Annotated in this window: 16 protein-coding genes; 5 read left to right on the top strand and 11 right to left on the bottom strand. The window is 66.6% G+C overall.

Features of this window, described 5'->3' with window-relative positions; genetic code table 11:
• Positions 1-4: 4 nt before the first annotated feature.
• A complete protein-coding gene (locus QA635_RS16030; protein WP_425249159.1) occupies positions 5-1,972 on the top strand; it encodes an SGNH/GDSL hydrolase family protein in 1,968 nt (655 codons plus the stop codon).
• A gap of 75 nt (positions 1,973-2,047) precedes the next feature.
• Here QA635_RS16030 and QA635_RS16025 read toward each other — a convergent pair whose 3' ends face one another.
• Both QA635_RS16025 and QA635_RS16020 read right to left on the bottom strand, forming a co-directional pair.
• Positions 2,048-2,614, bottom strand: a complete 567-nt coding sequence (locus QA635_RS16025; RefSeq protein WP_026193022.1) for a DUF2147 domain-containing protein — start codon at positions 2,612-2,614, stop codon at positions 2,048-2,050.
• Positions 2,615-2,752: 138 nt separating this feature from the next.
• On the bottom strand, positions 2,753-3,781 hold the full coding sequence (locus QA635_RS16020; RefSeq protein ID WP_283070244.1) for an NAD(P)/FAD-dependent oxidoreductase: 1,029 nt from the start codon (positions 3,779-3,781) through the stop codon (positions 2,753-2,755).
• Between the two features lie 164 nt (positions 3,782-3,945).
• Here QA635_RS16020 and QA635_RS16015 point away from each other — a divergent pair, with 164 nt between their 5' ends.
• Positions 3,946-4,407 carry an acyl-CoA thioesterase gene (locus tag QA635_RS16015; protein ID WP_076825837.1) on the top strand — a complete coding sequence of 154 codons (462 nt, stop codon included), beginning with the start codon at positions 3,946-3,948 and terminating at the stop codon, positions 4,405-4,407.
• 6 nt (positions 4,408-4,413) lie between these two features.
• On the opposite strand, the gene QA635_RS16010 is transcribed toward QA635_RS16015, so the two are convergent.
• Together QA635_RS16010 and QA635_RS16005 are read right to left on the bottom strand one after the other, a co-directional pair.
• On the bottom strand, positions 4,414-4,734 hold the full coding sequence (locus tag QA635_RS16010; RefSeq protein ID WP_016841525.1) for a 2Fe-2S iron-sulfur cluster-binding protein: 321 nt from the start codon (positions 4,732-4,734) through the stop codon (positions 4,414-4,416).
• Between the two features lie 161 nt (positions 4,735-4,895).
• Positions 4,896-5,273, bottom strand: coding sequence for an Hpt domain-containing protein (locus tag QA635_RS16005; protein WP_283070241.1), 378 nt, complete (start codon positions 5,271-5,273; stop codon positions 4,896-4,898).
• Positions 5,274-5,655: 382 nt separating this feature from the next.
• Between QA635_RS16005 and QA635_RS16000 the strand changes: the two genes are divergently transcribed.
• Positions 5,656-11,676 (top strand): apolipoprotein A-IV repeat region-like domain-containing protein, encoded by a 6,021-nt coding sequence (locus QA635_RS16000; protein ID WP_283070240.1) that lies wholly within the window; start codon positions 5,656-5,658, stop codon positions 11,674-11,676.
• A gap of 331 nt (positions 11,677-12,007) precedes the next feature.
• On the opposite strand, the gene QA635_RS15995 is transcribed toward QA635_RS16000, so the two are convergent.
• The 3 genes from QA635_RS15995 to QA635_RS15985 all read right to left on the bottom strand — a co-directional run bounded on the left by QA635_RS15995 (position 12,008) and on the right by QA635_RS15985 (position 14,900).
• On the bottom strand, positions 12,008-12,874 hold the full coding sequence (locus QA635_RS15995; RefSeq protein WP_018272595.1) for an MlaD family protein: 867 nt from the start codon (positions 12,872-12,874) through the stop codon (positions 12,008-12,010).
• 119 nt (positions 12,875-12,993) lie between these two features.
• A complete protein-coding gene (locus QA635_RS15990) occupies positions 12,994-13,764 on the bottom strand; it encodes an ABC transporter ATP-binding protein (RefSeq protein ID WP_259193919.1) in 771 nt (256 codons plus the stop codon).
• Between the two features lie 2 nt (positions 13,765-13,766).
• A complete protein-coding gene (locus QA635_RS15985; RefSeq protein WP_283070238.1) occupies positions 13,767-14,900 on the bottom strand; it encodes an MlaE family ABC transporter permease in 1,134 nt (377 codons plus the stop codon).
• A gap of 139 nt (positions 14,901-15,039) precedes the next feature.
• Between QA635_RS15985 and dgcA the strand changes: the two genes are divergently transcribed.
• Positions 15,040-16,041: an N-acetyl-D-Glu racemase DgcA gene (gene dgcA, locus QA635_RS15980; RefSeq protein WP_283070236.1), complete on the top strand. Its 1,002-nt coding sequence runs from the start codon at positions 15,040-15,042 to the stop codon at positions 16,039-16,041.
• Here dgcA and QA635_RS15975 read toward each other — a convergent pair.
• Positions 16,038-17,210, bottom strand: a complete 1,173-nt coding sequence (locus QA635_RS15975; protein WP_283070235.1) for an MFS transporter — start codon at positions 17,208-17,210, stop codon at positions 16,038-16,040. The two genes, dgcA and QA635_RS15975, sit on opposite strands and share 4 nt — an antisense overlap.
• Positions 17,211-17,285: 75 nt before the next feature.
• On the opposite strand from QA635_RS15975, the gene QA635_RS15970 reads away from it, so the two are divergent.
• The gene (locus tag QA635_RS15970) at positions 17,286-18,566 is read left to right on the top strand and encodes a hypothetical protein (protein ID WP_283070234.1); all 1,281 of its coding nucleotides are present in this window, start codon (positions 17,286-17,288) and stop codon (positions 18,564-18,566) included.
• Positions 18,567-18,706: 140 nt separating this feature from the next.
• Here the strand turns inward: QA635_RS15970 and QA635_RS15965 are convergent, their stop codons facing one another.
• The 3 genes from QA635_RS15965 to QA635_RS15955 are packed head-to-tail and all read right to left on the bottom strand — an operon-like array spanning position 18,707 to position 21,653.
• Positions 18,707-19,696 carry a threonine/serine dehydratase family protein gene (locus QA635_RS15965; RefSeq protein ID WP_076825738.1) on the bottom strand — a complete coding sequence of 330 codons (990 nt, stop codon included), beginning with the start codon at positions 19,694-19,696 and terminating at the stop codon, positions 18,707-18,709.
• 56 nt (positions 19,697-19,752) lie between these two features.
• A complete protein-coding gene (locus QA635_RS15960) occupies positions 19,753-20,844 on the bottom strand; it encodes a glycosyltransferase family 4 protein (RefSeq protein WP_283070233.1) in 1,092 nt (363 codons plus the stop codon).
• The gene (locus QA635_RS15955) at positions 20,841-21,653 is read right to left on the bottom strand and encodes a UDP-2,3-diacylglucosamine diphosphatase (protein WP_283070231.1); all 813 of its coding nucleotides are present in this window, start codon (positions 21,651-21,653) and stop codon (positions 20,841-20,843) included. The genes QA635_RS15960 and QA635_RS15955 overlap by 4 nt, the downstream gene beginning before the upstream one ends.
• Positions 21,654-21,875 lie beyond the last annotated feature (222 nt).

Here is a 21,875-nt window from a genome sequence, read left to right as displayed (position 1 = left end):
CGCCATGATTGGCTTTTTGGTTCGATTTTCGTTTCGGGTGACGGTCTGCAGCGTGCTGCTCGGCAGCGCGCTGGCCGCGGTCTTCGCATCGGCCGCGGACGCGCAGGACAACCAGCTGCAGATCTCCTGGGAGGTCCGCAACCGCTTCCGCCTGTTCCGCGAGGAACGCGACTTCCGCCTGCATGTCGAGAGCGGGCTTGGCCGCAGCGTGCTGGCCTCGGAACAGACGCTGGAACTGCAAAGCGACGGCCGCGGCTGGGCGCGCAACACCGTGAACCGGCTCTGCATCGACCTGCAGGGCCGCGTCAGCGAGCCCTGCACGCGCGATAACGTCAAGGAAAGCTATCTGACGCCGATCGATCATCCGATCGTCGTACGGCTCACCGGGCCGGTTCCGGTCGGCGCGACCTGCGCCTGGTCGTTCGACGACGGCGATGGGCCGCAATCCTCGACATTCGATTGCGCCGAGCCGATCAACCTGCGCGTCCGCTACGGCCGCACCACGGTCGCGACCGTCGACGTCGCAAGCGGCTCGGACGCCAACCAGCGCGTAACGACGCCGATCGAGGTACGCGACTTGCTGATCGCGGGGCTCGGCGACAGCATCGCATCCGGCGAGGGCAATCCCGACCGCGCGATTGCGCTCTCCGACGAGGGGTTCTGCTTCCGCTCCTATCTCGGCGGAGCGCAATATTACCGGCCGAGCCGCGCCGGCTACAAAGGCGGCCGCGCCTGCGAAGCACCGGACACCCTGACCAATTGGCAGCGCCAGAGCGCGCTGTGGCTCAACTCGGCCTGTCACCGGTCGCTGTACAGCTACCAGACCCGCACGGCGCTCGCGCTCGCCGTGCAATATCCGCACATCGCGGTGACCTATCTGCCGCTGGCCTGCACCGGCGCCACCATCGCCGACGGCCTGCTCGGCTCACAGCAGGCGCGGGAATGCCTGCCGACGAAGACAGCCAACACCTGCTCGGGCACCGTCAACGGCCAGATCGCGGAGCTGCGCACGGCACTCGCCGCCGCCAAGCGCCGTCAGCCCGACCGCACCCTCGACCTCGTGCTGCTGTCGATCGGCGCCAACGACATCTACTTCTCCGGCCTCGTCGCCAACGTGATCGTCGATACGCCGACCGAGCGCACGCTGTTCAGCCGCGGCGGCTCGATGGCCAGCGTCGAGGATGCCCGTTCGGCGCTGGCGCGCGACCTGCCGGCCGATTTTGCCAAGCTGCGCGATGCGCTGAAGCCGCTGGTCGGCGGCGATCTCTCGCACGTGATCTACACGGCCTATGCCAATCCGGCGCTCGCCAATGGCGGCGCGCCCTGCCCCGGCGGCCGCGCCGGCTTCGAGATCCATCCCTCGTTCAATGCGGATCCCAACCGCCTCGCGTCGGTCTCGAGCTTCGTGCAGAACGAGTTCCTGCCGCAGCTCAAGGCGATCGCGCAGTGCCAGTCCGGCATCATCTGCCGCAATCCGCAGGCCGACCGCATGACCTTCGTCGATGCGCATCAGGACGCGTTTGCGAGCCATGGCTTCTGCGCGCGTGCGTCGACCGATCCGGAATTCGACCGCGACTGCTTCGCCGCCAATGGCGACAGCTTCGTGTCGGACATCGTCGCCGCCGCCAACCAGCCGCTCAAATGCGGCCGCAGCGCCGGCGAATACCGCGCCTATCTGCCGCGCGCGCGCTGGATCCGCGACGCCAATGACAGCTACTTCACGGCGATGACCTACCCGCAGGGCCTGCCGTCCTCGATGCAGCCAAGCGACATCCACGACGCGACATGGGGCATCCTGTCGGCGGTGTATGGCGGCGCGGTGCATCCGAGCGCCGAAGGCCATGCGGCGATGGCCGATGCCGCGGTCCCCGCGGCCGCCACAGTGCTGCAGTTGAACACCGCTGTGCCCGAAGTGATTACCGAGCCGGTCGCGCCACTGCCGATGCCGATTGCACCGACGGGACAGCGTTGAACGCTCACGCTGCCGCTGCCACGCAAGAGCGGAGCGTGAGCGTGCGCAGATCGGAGCGTTAGCGAGAGAGAAGTGTTAGTGCCGCTTCGTCGCGGGCACCGGCGCCGCCGGCTTCGCCACCGCGGCTTGCGCCGGCAGGTATTTGGCGACGATCGCGGGATCGAGTTGGGCCACCGCGGTGTCAGGCAGCCGGGTCCAGACCTCATCCTTGCCGAACAGCGAGATGCCGAGAAAGCCGCGCATCGTCAGCGTCTGACCATCGGCGCTCAACGTCATCTTGGCCTTGTAGACCTTGCCGTTGCGCGGATCGAGCACGTTGCCGCCTTCATAGGCGAGCCCGTTGCGCTTCATGTCGCGGATGAGGGGAATGCCGAGCCACGGCATGTCCTTGCGATCGTCGGTGCATTTCGAGCAGACCGGATTGGGCGGATCGCCGGGCGATGAGAACATCTTTGCGATCATGCCTTCGAACAGGCCATTGCGCTCGATCACCAGGAACCAGCCCTCGGGCTTGCCGTCTTCGACCTTTTGCCACAGGCCGGCCGCCGACGGGTCGGCCGCCGAGGCCGCAAGCGGAGCAGCTAGCGCAAAGGCCGTGGCGATCGCGAGGATCAGCCGAAGTCTGGATAGCGTGTTCCGCATCATCATCACCTGATCAATCGACCAACTCGACTACAAGCAGACTACGGCCATTTCACGGAGCGTTCCAGTACCCGCGCCGCGCAGGAGCCGCGCGGGAAATGGCCCATGCCCCTGGCACTGGTCTCCGCTCGAGTGAAATCAGTTCACCCCAAGCTTCTTCTGCAGACTCGATGACGAGGTTGTGTACTGGAACACCAGCCGCTTGTCCGGATACACGTAGCGGTGCGCCTTCTGCGCCATCAGCGCACCCTCGTGGAAGCCGGAGAGAATGAGCTTGAGCTTGCCCGGATAGGTGTTGATGTCGCCGATCGCGAAGATGCCTGACACGTTGGTCTCGAACGCCGCGGTGTCGACCGGCACCAGATTGTTCTCCAGCGCCACGCCCCAGTTCGCGACCGGGCCGAGCTTCATGGTGAGTCCGAAGAACGGCAGCATCGTATCGCAGGCGATCGTCGAGACCGCATTGTCGTTGCCCTTGAGCGCCGCGCCCGAGAGCTGGCTGTTGGCGCCTTCGAGCCCCGTGACCTGGCCGATCTTCAGATCCATCCTGCCGTCGGCAACGAGCGCACGCATCTGCTCGACGCTGTGCGGCGCCGCGCGGAAATCGTCGCGCCGGTGCAGCAGCGTGATGCGCTTGGCGATCGGATGCAGATTGAGCGTCCAGTCGAGCGCGGAGTCGCCGCCGCCGACGATCAGGATGTTCTTGTCTCGGAATTGCTCCATCTTGCGCACGGCATAAAACACCGACGTGCCTTCATAGGCCTCGATGCCCGGCACCGGCGGGCGCTTCGGCTGGAACGAGCCGCCGCCGGCCGAGATCACGACGACCTTGCACTCGAACTCCTTGCCGGCATCGGTCTTCACGCGGAACAAGGGATCGCCGATCTTCTCGATGCTCTCCACCATCTCGTTGAGATGGAAGGTCGGATTGAACGGCTTGATCTGCTCCAGCAGTTGTTCGGTGAGGCCCTGACCGGTGACGAAGGGAATTCCGGGAATGTCGTAGATCGGCTTCTCGGGATAGAGCTCGGCACACTGCCCGCCGATCTTGTCGAGGATGTCGACCAGATGCACCTTCATGTCGAGCAGGCCCAGTTCGAACACGGCGAACAGTCCGCAGGGGCCCGCGCCAATAATCAGCACATCGGTCTTGATCGCTTCGCTCATGTCCGCTTCTTTTCAGTTGAAATCGACTGGACGGCTTTTTCGCCTGTCCAGCCAAGTGGGCCGGATCGCGACATGCATAATAGGGACAGCGGCTGGCGCGGCAACCCCTTGCCGAGCCTGCGCAAGTCGGCTGTATGGACGGGAAACCGACGGAGATCCCCCTCGTGAATGCCCCTGTTCGTGCTGACGATGCGCCGCGCCTGGAAGACTTTCCCTACCGCCTGTCCGACAATGTGCGCTTTGCCGATCTCGACCCCAACGGGCACGTCAACAACGCCGTCTATGCGAGCTATTTTGAAACCGGCCGCGTCACGCTGGTGAAGGACCGCAGCATGGGGCTGATGCCGGCGGGGCTCGGCTGGATCATGGTGCGCCTCGACATCCATTTCCGCGCCGAGTTGCACTGGCCGGGTCAGATCGAGCTCGGGCTCGGTCTCGTCAAGTTTGGACGCACATCGACCACCTTCGACCAGGTGGTGTTTTCGGAAGGCAGATGCGTGGCGTCGGCGAAGGCGGTCACGGTGATGATCGATGAGGCCACGCGCCGGCCGACGCCGCTGCCGGCGGAGGTCAAGCAGAACTTCCGCCGCTGGGTCCGTCGCGGAGTGAATCCGGACGGCGAATAAGGGATCCTAGGCCTGCCGCTCCGGCGTCGACACGACCAGTCCGTCGAGATCGTCGGTCACCTTGATCTGGCAGGACAGCCGCGAATTCGGACGCACGTCGAAGCCGAAATCCAGCATGTCCTCTTCCATCGGCGACGGCGCGCCGACCTTCTCGCGCCAAGCTTCATCGACATAGACATGGCAGGTCGCACAGGCGCAGGCGCCGCCGCATTCGGCTTCAATGCCGGGAATGGCGTTGCGGATTGCACCTTCCATCACCGTCGCGCCGTTCTCGATGTCAACTGTGCGTTTCTCGCCGGAATGGTCGATAAAGTGGATTTTGGCCATGATTGCTCGTGCTGCCGGAATGCGCCGGACGATGGATGGAAAGGTCCCGGGCAGTCGTATAACGGGTCGATCCGCACAGCGCTAGCGCGGAGACCGAAAACCTGCCCGCCGGTTGGGAAGCCGCCCAAGCCTTCGCAGCGGGCCGCCGAGACGCCGGACGCCTAGGAGCGGCCCAGGATCAGCTCGATCGCCGTGCGTGCCTCGGCGATCGCGGCGCCGAGCGCGGCAAGCGGCTGGGCCGCATCGGAACCGCCGCTCAGCGCGGTCTCCAACTGGGCAGCAGCCTCGGCGACGCCGAAGGCGCCGATCGCCCGCGCCGATCCTTTCAGGGTGTGGACATGGGTCGCCGCCTCCGGCGGCAAGGCGGCCAGTTCACCGAGGATCCGGGCCGACTGGGTCGAGAACATGGCCAGCACTTCCCGCTCGAGGCCCGGATCGCCCAGCGTCATGCGCTGAAGATGATCGACGTCGATCGGCCCGGCGCCGGGAGCCAGCGGCGGCGATTGCGTCCATTCGACCCGTTCGAGGTGAAGCGGCATGGCCTGTCCCTGTCGTCTCCGCCGGGCCCTCGCCGGCGGATCTTTGGCCCAGCCAATCACGAAACTGGTTAACGGATTGTTGTTGGGATGATCGGCAAAACCGCCCGATTCTGGACAATTTCCGGACACAATCGGCGCTCTACAGCCGGAATTTCGAGTGCCCATAAGGCCTTATGGCGCAAAGCTGTTAACGATGATTAAGAAAGTATTAATCGCAAGCATTTCATTCGCATCGCTCTCCCAATAGGATGTTTGCGGATGTAGCGGACAAGCCGCCCAGGGGGCCGGCTTGCGCTCCGCTTGTGGGCACCGGCTTCGAGCTTGCGTGGGGACGATCGCAGGCTCGCCGACGCGTAAAATAGTGAGAGGGCTCAGACTGAACATGGCGAACACTCCCAAGAAGGTCAAAGATCCCACCGAAGTCGCGCTTTCTGCCATCCAGGAAGCCCTCAACATCAGCGAACAGGGCGCGGAGAATCGCAGCCCCCTCAACGAAGGCGCCGCGCCGCCGAACCTGCCGCCCGCCGCCGATTTTTCAGCCACATCGTTCGAGTCCCGTCCGAGTAATTCCGATCGTTCGGCGTTCGAGCCGATCGAAGAACCGCGCGCGCCGCGCCGCGCCGCCAATGATGATCGCGAAACCATCGGCCAGATGCTGCAGACGCTGCAGGGAGGACGCGCGCGCAACGCCTTCACGCTGTTCTTTGTCTGCTCCGGCGCCTGGCTGCTGGGCGGCGTCATCCTCACCATCGCGTTCTGGCCGGCCCTGCAGGCCTCGATGGCCCAGGGCACCGGCGTCCTGGTGCTCGCCGGCCTTGCCGCGCTGTTCGCCGTGCCGATCCTGCTGTTCTACTATCTCGCCAGCCTCGCCGCGCACGGTCAGCGCATGCAGATGATCGCGCAATCGATGGCGCAGGTCGCGATGCGATTCTCCGAGCCGGAAAACGCCGCCGCCGATTCCATGGTGACGGTCGGCCAGGCGATCCGCCGCGAAGTCGCGGCGATGGGCGACGGCGTCGAGCGCGCGATCGCGCGCGCCGGCGAACTCGAGACCCTCGTCGCCAACGAGGTCGCGGCATTGGAACGCGCCTATTCCGACAACGAGGTGCGCATCCGCGCACTGCTGCAGGACATCGCCCACCAGCGCGACAACCTGGTCGGCCAGGCCGAGCAGGTCCGCAGCGCGATCTCCGGCGTGCAGATCGACCTGCGCCACGACATCGCGCTGATCTCCGACGCGATCGCCTCGCGCGTCGACGAGGTCGCCAAGAGCATCACCGGCGCGCTGGAAGAGCGCGGCCAGCACATCACCACCGCGCTGAGCCATGCCGGCGACAACATGATCCTCGCGCTCGGCGAGCGCGGCGGCGACCTGCTCGACCGCCTCGAGGAAGCCAGCGCCGAAACCACGCGCGCGGTGATGGACGCCTCCGAGCGGCTGACCACCAGCCTCAACTTCAAGACCGGCCACGTCCATGACGAGTTCGTCGATCTGGCGGATCGCGTCCACGAGTTGCTGAACGAGCGCATCGACCGCATCACCGGCGAGTTCGAGCAGCGTTCGTCCGTCATCGTCGACGGCATCTCCGACCGGACCGAAGAGGTCCACGACTCCCTGAAGAACTCCGCCGACTCGCTGCTGCTCGAGCTCGAGCTGCGCAGCAACGACCTCGTCAGCAAGATCGACGATGCCGGCAACCGCCTCGCCGGCCAGATCATGACGTCCGGCGACAAGGCAAGCGAGGCGCTCGACGTCACCGTCAATTCGCTGGTCGCCAAGGTGGTGGGCCAGACCGAGACCGCGCACGACTCGCTGTCGCTGCAGATGAGCGCGTTCGACGACCTGGTGAAGAACCACGGCAGCGAGCTCGCCGAGAAATTCGCACGCGACTCCGGCACGCTCGGCGCGCTGATCACCCGCCATATCTCGGAATTCGACCGCACGGTGAAGACCTTCGGCGGCGACATCGTCGAGCGCATGGGCCAGCGGACCCAGGACATCGCCGACAGCCTGAAGACCTATGTCGACACCTTCGACCATCGTGTCACCACCAACAGCGGCGAAATCACCGCCTCACTCGACCAGCGCCTGCTGCAGTTCGAGACCACGCTCGGCAGCCGCGTCACCAATCTCGACACTTCGCTGACCGACAAGCTGTCGTCGTTCGATAGTTCGCTCGCCAGCAAGATCGGCTCGTTCGACGGCCGTCTGCAATCGCTCGATGATGCGATCGACGGCCGCATGAAGTCCCTCGAGGTCACCTTCGAGAGCCGCGCCAAGTCGGTCACCGACACCATCGACGGCCATCTCGGCACGCTCGCGACCCAGCTGACCGACGGCGCCTCCCAGGCGATCCAGTCGATCGACTCGCGGCTTGGCCTGCTCACCACCACCCTGACCGAAGGCACCGTGCAGGCGATCGCCGCGGTCGACCATCGCATCAACGGCGTCACCGAGACCATCGACGGCCACAGCGTCCGCCTGGTCGACACCCTCAACGGCCACAGCACCCGCCTCGCCGACACCATCAATGGTCACAGCGCGAACCTGACCGACACCATCTCGGCGCGGTTCGCCGACATCCAGCAGGGCATCGAGAGCCGCGTCGGCGTCATCGCCGGCGACATCGACACCCGCGTCGCGCAGTTCGAGGACCTCCTGGGCTCGCGCGTCGAGGCCGTCGCCGGCCGCATCGAGAGCAGCGGCCGCCAGGCGAGCGACGACCTGATGTCCCGCGCCGAGTTGTTGTCGTCGAGCATCAAGTCCCATGTCGAGGATGCCGAGCGCTCGCTGACCAACCTCGTGGTCAACACCAGCGAAACCATCCAGACCGGCGCGCGCACCGCGCAGCAGGCGCTGCTCACGGTGTCCGCGGACGTCGGCAACCAGCTCAAGCTGAGCTCGGCCGAGGTCGAGAGCGTGCTGACCGCCGTCGGCACCAGCGCCGCCAACTCGATCCTCACCAGCGCCCGCGATGCCCAGGTGTCGCTGGTCTCGGCCTCGGGCGACGTCGCCTCGCAGATCAAGGCGCTGTCCGAGGATGTCGAGCGCACGCTGCAGGCGGCCGGCAGCGCCACCGCAGCCTCCGTGCTGTCCGGCGCCCGCGACGCGCAGACCACGCTGGTCAGCGCCTCGGTCGAGGCCGCAAGCCAGGTCAAGTCGCTGGCCACCGATGTCGAGCAGTCGCTGTCGATGGCCGGCTCTGCCGCCGCCGAGGCGATCATGACCGGTGCCCGCGAGGCCCAGACCACGCTGATCTCGACGTCGACCGACGTCACCGGCCAGGTCAAGTCGCTCGCCAGCGACGTCGAGCGTTCGCTCTCGATGGCCGGTACCGCGACCGCGGAAGCCGTCGTCGCCTCCGCTCGCGAGGCCCAGAGCACGCTTACCGGTGCATCCACCGAAGCCGCCAATCTGGTCCGCACGCTCGCGGCCGACGTGCAGCACTCGCTCTCGACCGCCGGCACCGCCACCGCGGAATCCATCGTCGCCTCCGCTCGCGAGGCCCAGAGCACGCTGGCCGGCGCGTCGACCGACGCCACCAATCTGGTGCGCACGCTGTCGGCCGACATCGAGCGCTCGCTGTCGATGGCGGGCTCCGCCACCGCGGAAGCCGTCGTCGCCTCCGCCCGCGAGGCCCAGAGCACGCTCGCCGGCGCGTCGACCGACGCGACCAACCTGGTCCGGACACTGTCGGCCGACATCGAACGCTCGCTGTCGATGGCGGGCTCCGCCACCGCGGAAGCCGTCGTCGCCTCCGCCCGCGAGGCCCAGAGCACGCTGGCCGGCGCATCCACCGAGGCCACCGATCTGGTCCGCTCGCTCGCGGCCGATATGGAGCGTTCGCTGTCGATGGCCGGCTCCGCCACCGCGGAATCGATCACATCAGGTGCGCGTGAGGCCCAGAGCACCCTGGTCAACGCGTCGACCGAGGCTGCGACCAAGGTGTCGGCACTTGCCGCCGACATCCAGCGTGCGCTGTCGATGGCCGGCTCCGGCACCGTCGAGATGCTGACGGCCGGCGCCCGCGAGGCGCAGAACACCCTGGTCACCGCGTCGACGGAAGCAGCCAACCACGTCAAGTCGCTGGCCGTCGATGTCGAGCGCACCCTGACCTCGGTCGGCACCAACACCGCGCAGGCGATCCTCGGCAGCGCCCGCGATGCCCAGAGCTCGTTCGTGGCAACCTCCAGCGAGGCCGCAAGCCAGATCCGGGAGATCTCCGTCGAGATCGAGCGCTCGCTGACCACGGCCAGCGCGGAGACTGCGCAGACCATCCTGGGCAGCGCCCGCGAGGCCCAGAGCTCGTTTGCGGCGACCTCCGCCGATGCCGCCGCCCAGATCCGCACGCTCTCGACCGATATCGAGCGCGCGCTGGGTGCGGTCACGGTCAAGACCACCGACAACATCCAGACCTCGGCGCAGAACGCGCAGGCCGCGCTGATCACCATGTCCAACGAGGTCTCGACCAAGGTCAAGACGACCTCCGCCGACATCGAACGTTCGGTGCTGTCGGCCTCCAGCGCCTTCGGCTCGGCGATGACCGGCAAGACCGACGAGATCGTCACCTATGTGCAGCAGCAGACCGAGCGTCTGTCGCAGATGGTCGACGGCCGCCGCGGCTCGCTGGTCGAGGCGCTGACCGCCAAGACCACGCAGCTGTCGAGCGACATGGATCGCGCCACCGCGGATGCGCTGAAGGCGATCGAAACCCGCGGCCTCGCCTTCTCGCAGACGATGTCGGCCCACGGCAGCGACGTCGCGCGCAACATCACCTCGGCCGGCGATCAGGCGACCGGCGCGGTGGCGAAGTCGCTCAAGGAGCTCGAGCACGCCTCGCGCGCGGCGATCGACCAGTCGCGCCAAGTCTCGATCTCGGCCGTCACGGAGATGCAGGAGACCAGCAAGATCCTGCGCACCGATACGGTCGCGCTGTTCGAGCGGCTGCGCGAAGGCAACATCCTCTTGCAGGAAGTGTTGACCGGCGCCCACGACAACCTCAACTCGCTGGAGCGCGCGCTGGTGACCCGCGTGGCCGACTTCGTGTCCGCCATGAACGACGTCACCTCGCGCAACGGCGTGGCAACCCAGACGCTGGAAGACCAGCTCACGGTGTTCAACAGCAAGACCGGCAAGGCGCTGGAAGATCTCGGCGAGCTGTCGAGCCAGTTCGAGACCCATGGCAAGGCGCTGATCGATGCGGCTGCCGTGGTCGAGCAGGCCAACCGCTCGACGACGGCCTCCGTCAGCGAGCGCAAGTCGGCGCTGGAAGCGCTGGTCACGACCATCGACCTGCGCACCACCGATCTCGACCAGCGGCTGTCGCGCTTCACCGGGCTGCTCGATGAATCGCTCGGAGCGGCCGAGGAACGCGCCCGCGACATCGCCCGTGTGGTGGCGGAGACCGCAGGCGCCGGTTCGGCTGCGATCAGCAGGCAGTTCGAGGCGGTGCGCCAGGCGGCCGAGAACGAGCGTCAGCAGACCGTCGACGCCATGAACGACCTCTACCAGCAGAGCAACGCCGAGACCGATGCGATGTTCAAGGAATCGACGGAGAAGTTCTCCGCGATGGTCACGGCGATGAAGCAGATGGCGAGCGAGATGCACAACGAGCTCGAGGCCACCCGCAACGAGCTGCGCCGCGGCGTGCTCGAGATGCCGCAGGAGGCCGCCGAGAACACCGCGCAGATGCGCAAGGTGATCGTCGACCAGATCGAGGCGCTGGCCGAGCTGAACCGCATCGTCGCTCATCACGGCCGCGGACTCGACGTGGTCTCGACCAACCGCGCCAGCGTTCGCCACGAGGAGCCGGTGGTGGCTGCCGCCGGCGGCCGCGGCGATGTGCGGATGCGGGACAACGGCAACAGCGCCTCGACGCTGCCGCCGCCGGACCTCGGCATGGCGAGCTCGCGCCGCACCGAGGCCCCGTCGGTCAGCCCGGCAGGCTCCAACAACAACAACGGCGACGGCTGGCTATCCGACCTGCTCAACCGCAGCGACGCACCGCCGCCTGCCCCGCAGAGCCGCGACGCCCAGCAGCGCCCGCGTCCGCAGCAGCAGCCGGTCAATCCGCTGGAGTCGCTGTCGCTCGACATCGGCCGGCTGATGGACCGCACGCTTGCGGCCGAGATGTGGGATCGCTACCAGCGCGGCGAGAACAAGGCGTTCTCCAAGCGCCTCTACACGCCGGCCGGCCAGAAGGCCTTCGATGAGGTGGCCCGCAAGTACCGCGCCGACCGCGGCTTCAAGCAGACGGTCGACCGCTACATCGCGGAGTTCGAGCGCCTGCTCGACGAAGTCGCCCGCGACGGCCGCGGCCAGCAGGAGCTGAGCAGCCACCTCACCTCGGAGACCGGGTTGGTCTACACCCTGCTCGCGCACGCCGCGGGACGGCTGGGGTAAGCTGGTGAATAGCGAATAGCAAATGGAAACGGAAACGGAGGCCGAAGGGCCTCCGTTTTATTTTGGGGCGACGCCGCAGAGTCTCGCTGTGGCACCCGCGTGCCAGTAACTAACCGGCGTCATTGCGAGGAGCGCAAGCGACGAAGCAATCCATCGCGCCGGGCATGCGGAACGATGGATTGCTTCGCGGAGCCTGTCATCGGGCGCGCGTTCGCGCGACCCGCTGGCTCGCAATGACGGGTCTGGCAGAGAAGGAAGGCTATTGGCTATTGGCTATTGGCTATTGGCTATTGGCTGTTGGCTATTCGCCACGCACCAGTCGCCTGTCACGTCACTGCCGCCGCCGCGGCCCCGGTGCGGCCGGAGCTGGCGCGGGCTCGGGTGCGGCATTGTTGCTGCCGCCGAAGATCACCCGGCTCGGGTTGCGGTCGAAATTATTCACCGCGCGGCTGATGTCGGACAGCGTCCTGCGGCCGTCGTTGATCAGGAGATTGGAGCGCTTGTCGAGGTCCTCGGCGAGTTCGCGGATCGACTTCACCATCAGGTTCAGCTCGCTGCCATTGTTGCCGCCCGCGATCGCATTGAGGCCCAGCATCAGGCTGTCGGCCTTGCCCATCACGCCGTCGACCTTGAGCATGACGTTGTCGATCTTCTCGGAATTGCGCGCCAGCGCCTGGGTGAAGACCTCGAGATTCTTCAGCGAATTCTTCACCGACTGCTGATTGTCGGCGACGATGCGGTTGACGTTTTGCAGGGTGGCGCGGATCGCCTCGGTGACGTCCTGCAGCGCATTCGGGTCGGCGGTCAGAACCGGGATGCCGTCCTCGTCCAGCGGCACCGGCGGGGCGGCCTCCTCGCCGCCCTTGAGCGAAATCGCGGCGACGCCGGTGAGGCCCTGGAACTCGAGACCGACCAGGGTGTCCTTGCGGAGCGGTGCGTTGTTCTCGATCATCGCCAGCGCAACCACGCGTCGCGGGTTGTCGAGCTTCACCGAGACCACCTCCCCTATCCGAATACCGTTAAAATTGACGTTGCCGCCGTTGCGCAGGCCTGACGCCGGACCTTCGAAGATCACCCGCAAGGGGCTGCGCTGCTTGGTGGTGTGCAGGCTCTGGAACCACAGCACGAAACCGAACGCGGCGGCGATCACCGCCAGCGTGAAAGCCCCGATCAAGACGTAGTTCGCCCGCGTTTCCATCACTTGCTCGCGTTAATCACTCTTGGGCCCTCGCGCAGCCGGCTGCGCTCGAGCCCATCGAATTCCCTGTTGGCGCATGATCTCGTCCGAAAGTCGGCTTCAGGTTCCGGGATCATGGGCTAGGCCACAACGGCACGGGCGCGCTTGCCGTTGAAATATTGCTGCAGCCATGGATGCTGCGACGCCTTCATGTCGGCGATCGATCCTGCAGCAATGATCTTACCGTTCCCTAAAACGGCGATACGGTCGCACGCGGTGTAAAGACTGTCGAGATCGTGGGTTACCATGAAAACGGTCAGCCCCAAAGTGCGCTGCAGGGTGCGGACCAACTCGTCGAAATCGCCGGCGCCGATCGGATCGAGACCCGAGGTCGGCTCGTCGAGAAACACGAGTTCTGGATCGAGCGCGAGTGCGCGCGCCAGCGCGACGCGCTTGATCATGCCGCCCGACAATTCCGACGGATAACGATCGGCGACTTCCGGCTTCAGCCCGACCATCACCAGTTTCGCCACCATGATCTCGTCGAGCAGCCGCTGCGAGACCCGCAGATACTCGCGCGCCGGAAACTGGATGTTCTGGCGCACCGTGAGCGAGGAGAACAGCGCGCCCTGCTGGAACAGGATGCCCCAGCGGCGCTCGACGGCACGGCGCTGCGAGGTGCTTGCGGCGTCGAGATCGACACCGAACACCTCGATGCGGCCGGCGACCTTCGGCACGAGCCCGATGATGGTGCGCGTCAGCACCGACTTGCCGGCGCCCGAGGGCCCGACGAAGCCGAGGATCTCGCCGCGCCTGACGTCGAGGTTGAGGCCGTCGAGCACCCGCGTGTTGCCGAATTGAACCGTAATGTCACGGACCCGGATGATGGCGTCGTTGTCCTCTTCCGCCATGATCACATCCCGATCGAGGCGAAGAAGATCGCGAACACGCCGTCCATCACGATCACGAAGAATATCCCTTTCACCACCGACGCGGTGGTGTGCTGTCCGAGCGACTCCGCCGAACCCTGTACCGCAAGGCCTTCGACGCAGGCGACGATACCGATCACCGCCGCCATGACCGGCGCCTTGACCATGCCGACGATGAAATGGTCGATCGATATGGCATCACGAAGGCGGAGCAGGAAGGCCTCCGGATCGACGCCGCCATAGAGCCAGGCCACCAAGCCGCCGCCATAGAGCGCGGCCATCGCGCCGAGAAAGGCCAGGATCGGCAGCGCCAGCACCAGCGCCAGCATGCGCGGCAGGATCAGAACCTCGATCGGATCGAAGCCCATGGTGCGCAGCGCGTCGATCTCCTCGCGCATCTTCATCGAGCCGAGCTCGGCGGTATAGGCCGAGCCTGAACGGCCCGCGACCATGATCGCGACCAGCAGCACGCCGATCTCGCGCAGCACCAGCACGCCCAGCATGTCGACCACGAAGATGTCGGCGCCGAACCTGCGGAAATGGAAGATGCCCTGCTGCGAGATGATGCAGCCGATCAGGAAGGTGATCAGCACCACGATCGGCACCGCGCGCCAGCACACCTGTTCGAGGTGATGCACCGTCGAGGTCAGGCGGAAGCTGCGCGGATGGATCAGCACCTTGCCGGCGGCCGCCAGCACCGCGCCGAGCATGTCGACGAGGCCGATGATGGTGCTGCCGATCCCGGCCACGGTGCGCCCGATCTGCTCGAGCATGCCCGATATCGACAGCGGGTCGCTGACGACCCTGGGCGCGGGGCCGACCCGGCGGACCTCGTCGACCAGGCTGGAATAATTGGCGGAGAGGCCGGCGATCTCGGCTTCGGCGGAGGCGTCGCTCAGGCTGCGGCGCAGCCGCTCGATCAGCCAGGCGCCGAAGGTGTCGAGGCTCGCAACCTGCGACACGTCGATGAAGATGTGCGGGCGGCTGCCGCGCAGCTTCTCGGCGTCGGAGACGATCCGCTCAAGCGCAGGAGCAAAGCGGGCCGTCCAGTTGCCCGCCGCGCACAACGCCAGTCCTTCGCCTTGGGCTATCCGCTCCAGTGTCGGGTCGCCGCTCACCTTTTGCCCACCCCTCAAGCCGGCTGGCTGCCGCAAACGCTGATCTGGCGCTGCCGGATCGGCTTGTCGAATCTGTCGCTAAACAGCCATAGTTGGTTGCGCGTCGCAAGCTACGGTTCAGGAAATAGTAGACTTTAAAATGACTTCCACCCCTCCCGGAGCGATTTCCCTGAGCAGTCGGATCGAGCGCTGGCCGATCGCGGGGACCTTCACGATCAGCCGCGGCACCAAGACCGAGGCTGTCGTCGTGGTGGCCGAGGTGAGCCAGGGCGGCCTCACCGGCCGCGGCGAATGCGTACCCTACCCGCGCTATGGCGAATCGCCCGAGGCGACACTGCAGGCGATCCAGGCCCTACAGGCGCCACTCGCCAATGGCATGGACCGGATCGCCTTGCAGGCCGGGATGGCTGCCGGCGCCGCCCGCAATGCGCTGGATTGCGCGCTGGCGGACCTTGAGGCCAAACGCGCCGGCAAACGGATCTGGAACCTGCTCGGCCGGCCCGCGCCGGAGCCGCGGACCACCGCCTATACGATCTCGCTCGGGACATCAGAGGCGATGGCGGAAGCCACCGCAAAGGCCGCGCATCGTCAGTTGCTCAAGATCAAGCTCGGCGGCGATGGCGACGGCGCACGGATCGCCGCCGTGCGCAAGGCGGCGCCTCGATCCGAGCTGATCGTCGACGCCAACGAAGCCTGGACCGACGACAACCTCGCCGCCAATCTCGCGGCCTGCGCCGATGCCGGCGTCACCCTGATAGAGCAGCCGCTGCCGGCGGGCAAGGACGAGGCGCTGGCGCGGATCAAGCGGCCGGTTGCGGTCTGCGCCGACGAGAGCGTACACGATCGCGGCTCGCTTGCCGGCCTGCGCGGCCGCTATGACGCCGTCAACATCAAGCTCGACAAGACCGGCGGATTGACCGAAGCGCTGGCGATGGCGGACGCCGCCCGTGCGCTCGGCTTCGAGATCATGATCGGCTGCATGGTCGCGACCTCGCTCGCGATGGCGCCGGCGATGCTGATCGCGCAAGCCGCGCGCTTCGTCGATCTCGACGGTCCGCTGCTGCTGGCGAAGGACCGCGACCACGGCCTGCGCTACGAGGGCAGCCTGGTCTATCCGCCCGACGCCGCGCTCTGGGGCTAACCCGTGAGACGCTTACGCGCCAGCCACATCACGAGCCCGCCCGTGGCCGCCATTGCGGCCATCATGTCGTAGACGCCGAGCCCGAAGCGCGCATAGACCATGCCGCTGACGATCGCCGTGGTGCTCGCGACAATGCCGCCGCAGGCGGTGAGATAGCCCTGCGCGCGCGCCATCACGTGAACCGGCACGTGATGCACCATCAGGCCCATGATGCCGACCTGCGTCAGGCCGAAGCTCAGTCCATGTCCGAGCTGCACAACTGCAAGCACCGCAAGCGGCGGGTCCTGCGCGGTGATCGCCCAGCGCACCGCGGCACTAGCGGCCGCGATCATCACCAGCACAGCCGACGGCAGCGTGAAGCGCGGCGAGGCCGCAAACAGCACGATCTCGGCGATCACGCCGAGCACCCAGAGACACGCGATCGTCAGGCCGCTGAAGCCGGCCTGCTGCCAGGCAATCGATGCGAAGATGTAATAGGCGCCGTGGCTGCCCTGGATCAGCGCCGAGGAGACGATGATGGCAAGGAAGCTGGGATTGCGCAGCAGTTTTGGCGCGCCGGCCGCCGGCGCGGCGGCCGCCACTGGACGGCCCAGCGGCCGCAGCGTCAGCCCGACCAGCGTGCCGAGCACCGTCACGGCGGTGATGATCCAGATCAGGTCGACCTCCGCGACATAGCGGAGCAGGAAGCCGCTCAGCAGCGCGCAGACCGCGAAGGCGGCCGAGCCCCAGAGCCGCAGCGGTCCGTAGCTGAGGCCGAATTGCCTGACGCCGCGCAGCGCATAGGCGTCGGTGAGCGGCACCATCGGAGTCCAGACGCAGCAGGTCAGCGCATAGATCGCCAGCAGCACGAACGGCTGGTGCTGGGTGCCGATCACGGCAAAGCCGAACGCCGTGGCGAATCCGGTGGCGATGATCGCCCCGCGCAGCATCTGACGCCGCTCCGCCGCCGCGGTGACCAGCGGCAGCACGGTGAAGCGCGTCACCGGCGGCACCGCGGTGATGATGCCGATCCAGGTGGCGTCGATGCCGATCGCCTTCAGCCACACCGTGAAAAACGGCAGATGAACCCCGGTCATGCCGAACAGCGTGGCATAGAATGCCGCTAGGCTGCGCGCGAATCGCCGCGATGCAATCCTTGCTGCAATGGGGATTTGTGATTCGGAAGACATCAATTCAATTGCGATTCGCGCGATATCGTGGTGATCGTTAGCGTAACGCGCAGTGATTTGCGCGGAGAGATTGTGATGGCCGAAGAAGCATTCGCCCTATCGCCGATATCCGCCCGCGCGGCCCTGCCGAGCGAGGAGGACTATGCCGCGATCAGCGCGGCCTTCATGGAGACCTCGCGGGGCCGCTGGTTCCTCGGCGAATACGCCAAGCGCAACCGCAATGCCGATACCCGCATGGTGCTCGATGCCGTGGCGCGGATCGAGGAAAGCCTCAGCGCGCAGCGGCAAGCCGCCGCCGCGGCGATCAGGGACGAGCAGCTGGCGCAGGCGCTGGCCGCCCTGCGCGGCGCGATCGAAGCAACCCAGGCCTCCGCCATCGCCGCGCTCGACGGCATCAGCTTCGAGCAAAGCCTCGCGCCGGTGCGTAAGGGCGTGCGAGTGATCAGGGAGATATCCTGGCGGCTGCGCGAGATCGGCAATGACGGCCGGATCTGCGACATCATCGATTCGCAGATCAGCGCGATCGAGGCTGGCGCCGCCGAGGTCTCGATGGACGACGCCAAGGCCGTGCTGGATGCCGCCTTCGCTGCGCTGGCCCGCCGCCTCGGCGAGTTCGATCCGGACGAGGCGGCGACGCCTGCGGCCGAGCCTGCTGTGGCCGAGGCGCCGGTTGCGGAGCCGCCGGCAGCGGCCGCCGCGCCGCCACCGGTGGCCGAAAGTGCAGCTCCCGATATGGCCGCTACGCCGCCAGCGCCGCCTCAGGAGGCCGCTGCGGCGCCGAACGTCGAAGCCGCGATTCCCGCCGCCGTGCCCGGCACTGAGGCCGCTACGGCCGTGATGCCGCAGCCGAGCGAAGCCTGGATCAAAGCTGAAGCCGCGCTGGCCGAAGCCGAAGCCGCGGAACTCGCCCGCGTCACCGACGAAGCGACGGCCGACGCCCATGACGAGGCGGTGCTCGACCTGATCGCGATGGAGATGGGTGCGCCCGATCCGATCGACGAGGAGGCTATCGCCGAGGAAATGCGCGTCGCCGAAGCGATGGCCGCCGAGCCCGAAGTAGCTGCGCCGGCCATTCAGCCCGAGCCTGCACCGGCGCCCGCGCCGAAGGTCGAGGTCAGAGCCGAAGTCAAGATGGAGCCGCCGCCGCGAGCGGCAGCGCCGATTGCCGAGACTCTGGTGATGCCGCCGCCTCTCCCGTCCGCCGTTGAGCCTGCCCCTGCTCCCGCAGCGGAGATCTCACTTGGCTCGACCATCATCGCCAGTGGTCTTCTGAAAAGGCCAAGCGTCGCGGCCAACGATCCACTCGCGCCGATCCGACGCATGAGCCAGGCCGAGAAGATCGCGTTCTTCTCGTAACCTCGACTGTTCATATCCTGTCATTGCCGGGCTTGACCCGCGCACGACGACTGGCGCGCGAAGCATTCATGTCCCATGGACCTGCGCACGCAACGTGAGCCAGCTCATGTACCGCGGCAGCATTTGTGCCTAACCCGGTGTCAGGCAACCAGTTTCGCGAACAGGTCGGCGTCGACATTGCCGCCCGACAGCACGATCACGACGTTCTTGCCCTTGGCATCGATCCGCCCGGCAAGCAGCGCCGCGAGTCCGACCGCGCCGCCGGGCTCGACCACGAGCTTGAGCTCGCGATAGGCAAAGGCGACGGCGGCGCCGACCTCGTCGTCGGAGGCGCTGACGCCATTTGCGAGCAGCTTGCTGTTGATGGCGAAGGTCAGTTCGCCCGGCATCATCGCCATCAGCGCATCGCAGATGGTGCGCGGCGCAACCGCATGCGCCTCGCGATGGCCGACCTTGAGCGAAAGGGCGTGATCGTCATAGCCCGCGGGCTCGGCGACGATCACCTGGGCCTGCGGATATTTCGCCTTCACCGCGGTTGCGACGCCGGCGATCAATCCGCCACCTGAAGCCGGCGCGACCACGATGTCGGGCGTCAGTCCGAGCGCGGCCATGTCCTCGGCGATCTCGCGGCCGGCGGTGCCCTGGCCCGCGATCACGAAGGGATCGTCATAGGGGCGCACCAAGGTCGCGCCGCGCTTGCCGGCAATGCCGTTGGCGATCGCCTCGCGGTCGTCGCGATCGCGGTCGTAGAGCACGACTTCGGCGCCATAGGATTTGGTGCGCTCGCGCTTGGTGATCGGCGAGTCCGCAGGCATCACGATGGTCGCCTGCATGTTGAGGATCTTGGCCGCCGCGGCGACGCCCTGGGCGTGGTTGCCCGAGGAGAACGCGACGACGCCGCCGCTCCGCTTGTCCTGCGGGATCGAGGCGAGCTTGTTGAAGGCGCCGCGAAACTTGAACGATCCGGTCCGCTGCAGCATTTCGGGCTTGAGGAAAACCTGGCTGCCGACGCGTTCGTTGAGAACGGGGAAGGTCAGGAGCGGCGTGCGCACCGCGAACGGCGCGACCACCCTTGCGGCGGCATCGATGTCCGCGGCAGCGACGGGTGGATTGAGAACGGTGTCCGTCATTCGCGATTTGTATCGCGGCGCCGGGCTGGCGGGCAAGACGCTTTAGCGTGACCTGACTAGCGTGAGGTCGGCTGGGTCGCCGGCAGAGCCACAAAATGGTGCTCTTCGGCACCGAATTCGAGCGCCTCCCCCTCGCCGTCCGGCGGCGCGGGGCGGACGTTCATGCAGCGATCGATGAACACCCGGGCCGACGCCTGCCAGGTGTGGAGCGCGGCGAAATCGACGCAGGCCTGCCGCGGGATGCTGAGCGCATCCAGGCAGGCATGGCGCAAATCCTCGTCGAGCACCCCGACCGGCGCCGCGCCGATCACGTCGCGGGGACCGGTGACCGGAAAAGCGGCAACCGGCAGGCCGCTCGCCAACGCTTCAAGCAGCACCAGACCAAACGTATCGGTCCGGCTCGGGAAAACGAACACATCGGCCGCGGCGTAGATCTCAGCCAATTCTTCCCCATGACGAGCACCGAGGAACACGGCGTCCGGATATTTCCGCTCCAGCGCCGCCCGCGCCGGGCCGTCGCCGACCACGACCTTGGTTCCCGGCAGATCGAGATCGAGGAAGGCCTCGAGATTCTTCTCCACCGCCACCCGGCCGACGCTGAGATAGACCGGCTGCGGCAGGCAGAGATCGACGTCGCGCGGATGGAACAGTGAGGTATCGACGCCGCGCGACCACAGCACCACGTTGCGGAAGCCGCGCTGACGCAACTCGGCCGCCAGCGCCGGGGTCGCCGCCATCACCGCCCGGCTCGGCCGGTGGAACCAGCGCAATGCGCGCCACACCCAGGCTTCCGGGACCGGCGTCCGCGCCGAGACGTATTCGGGGAAGCGGGTGTGGAAGCTCGTCGTGAACGGGAGGCCGCGCTTGCGGCAGTAGCGGCGAACCGCAAGCCCGATCGGGCCCTCGGTCGCGATATGGATGCTGTCGGGCCTCGCCGCCTCGATCAGACTTGCGACCTTCGCCCGGTACGGCAGCGCCAGCCTCAGATCGCGGTAGCTCGGCATCGCGAAAGTGCGGAATTCGTCCGGCGTCAGGAAGCTCACCTCGACGCCGAGCGATTTCGCCGCCTGTGCCATCATGGTCAGCGTGCGGACAACCCCGTTGACCTGGGGATGCCACGCATCGGTCGCGACCAGGATATGCGTCATGCAGCGCGTGCCGTCACTCGCGGAACCGGCGCGATCCGGCGCACCGGGTCGGTCCAGGTGATGATCTCGAAATGGCCGTCCTCGTGCTCGGCGAGCGCGGTGCAGCTCTCCACCCAGTCGCCGCAATTCATGTAGCGGATGCCCTGCTCGTCATGAATCGTCGCGTAGTGGATGTGGCCGCAGATCACCCCGTCGCAGCCATGGCGCCGCGCCTCGCCGGCAAGCGTCGCCTCGAACGCGCCAATATAGTTCACCGCCTTCTTGACCTTCAGCTTGGCCCATTGCGACAGCGACCAGTACGGCACGCCGAACATCTTGCGGAAGAAGTTGACGAAACGATTCATCTGGATCGCGAAGTCGTAGGCCTTGTCGCCGAGGTGGGCGAGCCAGCGCGCGTTCTGCACCACGAGATCGAAAATGTCGCCGTGGATCACGAGGTAGCGCTTGCCGTCGGCGCCGGTGTGAACGGTGTTCTCCACCACGTCGATGCCGCCGAAATGCGTGCCGTAATATTTGCGCAGGAACTCGTCGTGGTTGCCCGGCACGTAGACCACCTTGGCGCCCTTGCGCGCCTTGCGTAGCATCTTCTGCACGAAATCGTTATGGGTCTGCGGCCAGTACCAGTTCGACTTCAGCGCCCAGCCGTCGACGATATCACCAACGAGGTAGATCGTGTCGGCATCGTGAGAGCGGAGGAAGTCCAGCAGGCGGTCGGCTTGCGAACCGCGGGCTCCGAGATGGACATCGGAGATAAACAAAGTGCGAAAGTGCCGCTCGGGACTTTCTTCACTCAAGGAGTCACTTCCCATGCCTGTGCACCTAACAGATTCCTGTGACAAGGCGATGACGATCCCCGCGACCCAAGGCCCCACAAACAGTTAACGAGAATCAGCAGTACGCCCCTGCCCTGCGGATAACAGCAGCGTGCGACAATCTGGCGACATCGGCGGTCGCGGCTGTGGGGAAGAGGCGTTGTGTTGCCTGCACAGCGCGATGGAACAACGAAGCGATCGAATGCGTAGCCCGGATGG

The organism is Bradyrhizobium brasilense (assembly GCF_029714345.1).
Classification (GTDB): domain Bacteria; phylum Pseudomonadota; class Alphaproteobacteria; order Rhizobiales; family Xanthobacteraceae; genus Bradyrhizobium; species Bradyrhizobium australafricanum.
This window is presented reverse-complemented; position numbering and strand designations above follow the sequence as displayed.

What these genes read in the sequence shown, in the direction of transcription:
- QA635_RS15970 (WP_283070234.1), top strand. Translation starts at nt 17,286, where the DNA reads ATGGCCGAAGAAGCATTCGCCCTATCGCCGATATCCGCCCGCGCGGCC.
- QA635_RS15990 (WP_259193919.1), bottom strand. Translation starts at nt 13,764, where the DNA reads ATGGCGGAAGAGGACAACGACGCCATCATCCGGGTCCGTGACATTACG.
- dgcA (WP_283070236.1), top strand. Translation starts at nt 15,040, where the DNA reads ATGACTTCCACCCCTCCCGGAGCGATTTCCCTGAGCAGTCGGATCGAG.
- QA635_RS15955 (WP_283070231.1), bottom strand. Translation starts at nt 21,653, where the DNA reads ATGGGAAGTGACTCCTTGAGTGAAGAAAGTCCCGAGCGGCACTTTCGC.
- QA635_RS16000 (WP_283070240.1), top strand. Translation starts at nt 5,656, where the DNA reads ATGGCGAACACTCCCAAGAAGGTCAAAGATCCCACCGAAGTCGCGCTT.
- QA635_RS16030 (WP_425249159.1), top strand. Translation starts at nt 5, where the DNA reads ATGATTGGCTTTTTGGTTCGATTTTCGTTTCGGGTGACGGTCTGCAGC.
- QA635_RS15975 (WP_283070235.1), bottom strand. Translation starts at nt 17,210, where the DNA reads ATGTCTTCCGAATCACAAATCCCCATTGCAGCAAGGATTGCATCGCGG.
- QA635_RS15995 (WP_018272595.1), bottom strand. Translation starts at nt 12,874, where the DNA reads ATGGAAACGCGGGCGAACTACGTCTTGATCGGGGCTTTCACGCTGGCG.
- QA635_RS15965 (WP_076825738.1), bottom strand. Translation starts at nt 19,696, where the DNA reads ATGACGGACACCGTTCTCAATCCACCCGTCGCTGCCGCGGACATCGAT.
- QA635_RS16005 (WP_283070241.1), bottom strand. Translation starts at nt 5,273, where the DNA reads ATGCCGCTTCACCTCGAACGGGTCGAATGGACGCAATCGCCGCCGCTG.
- QA635_RS16025 (WP_026193022.1), bottom strand. Translation starts at nt 2,614, where the DNA reads ATGCGGAACACGCTATCCAGACTTCGGCTGATCCTCGCGATCGCCACG.
- QA635_RS16020 (WP_283070244.1), bottom strand. Translation starts at nt 3,781, where the DNA reads ATGAGCGAAGCGATCAAGACCGATGTGCTGATTATTGGCGCGGGCCCC.
- QA635_RS15960 (WP_283070233.1), bottom strand. Translation starts at nt 20,844, where the DNA reads ATGACGCATATCCTGGTCGCGACCGATGCGTGGCATCCCCAGGTCAAC.
- QA635_RS16010 (WP_016841525.1), bottom strand. Translation starts at nt 4,734, where the DNA reads ATGGCCAAAATCCACTTTATCGACCATTCCGGCGAGAAACGCACAGTT.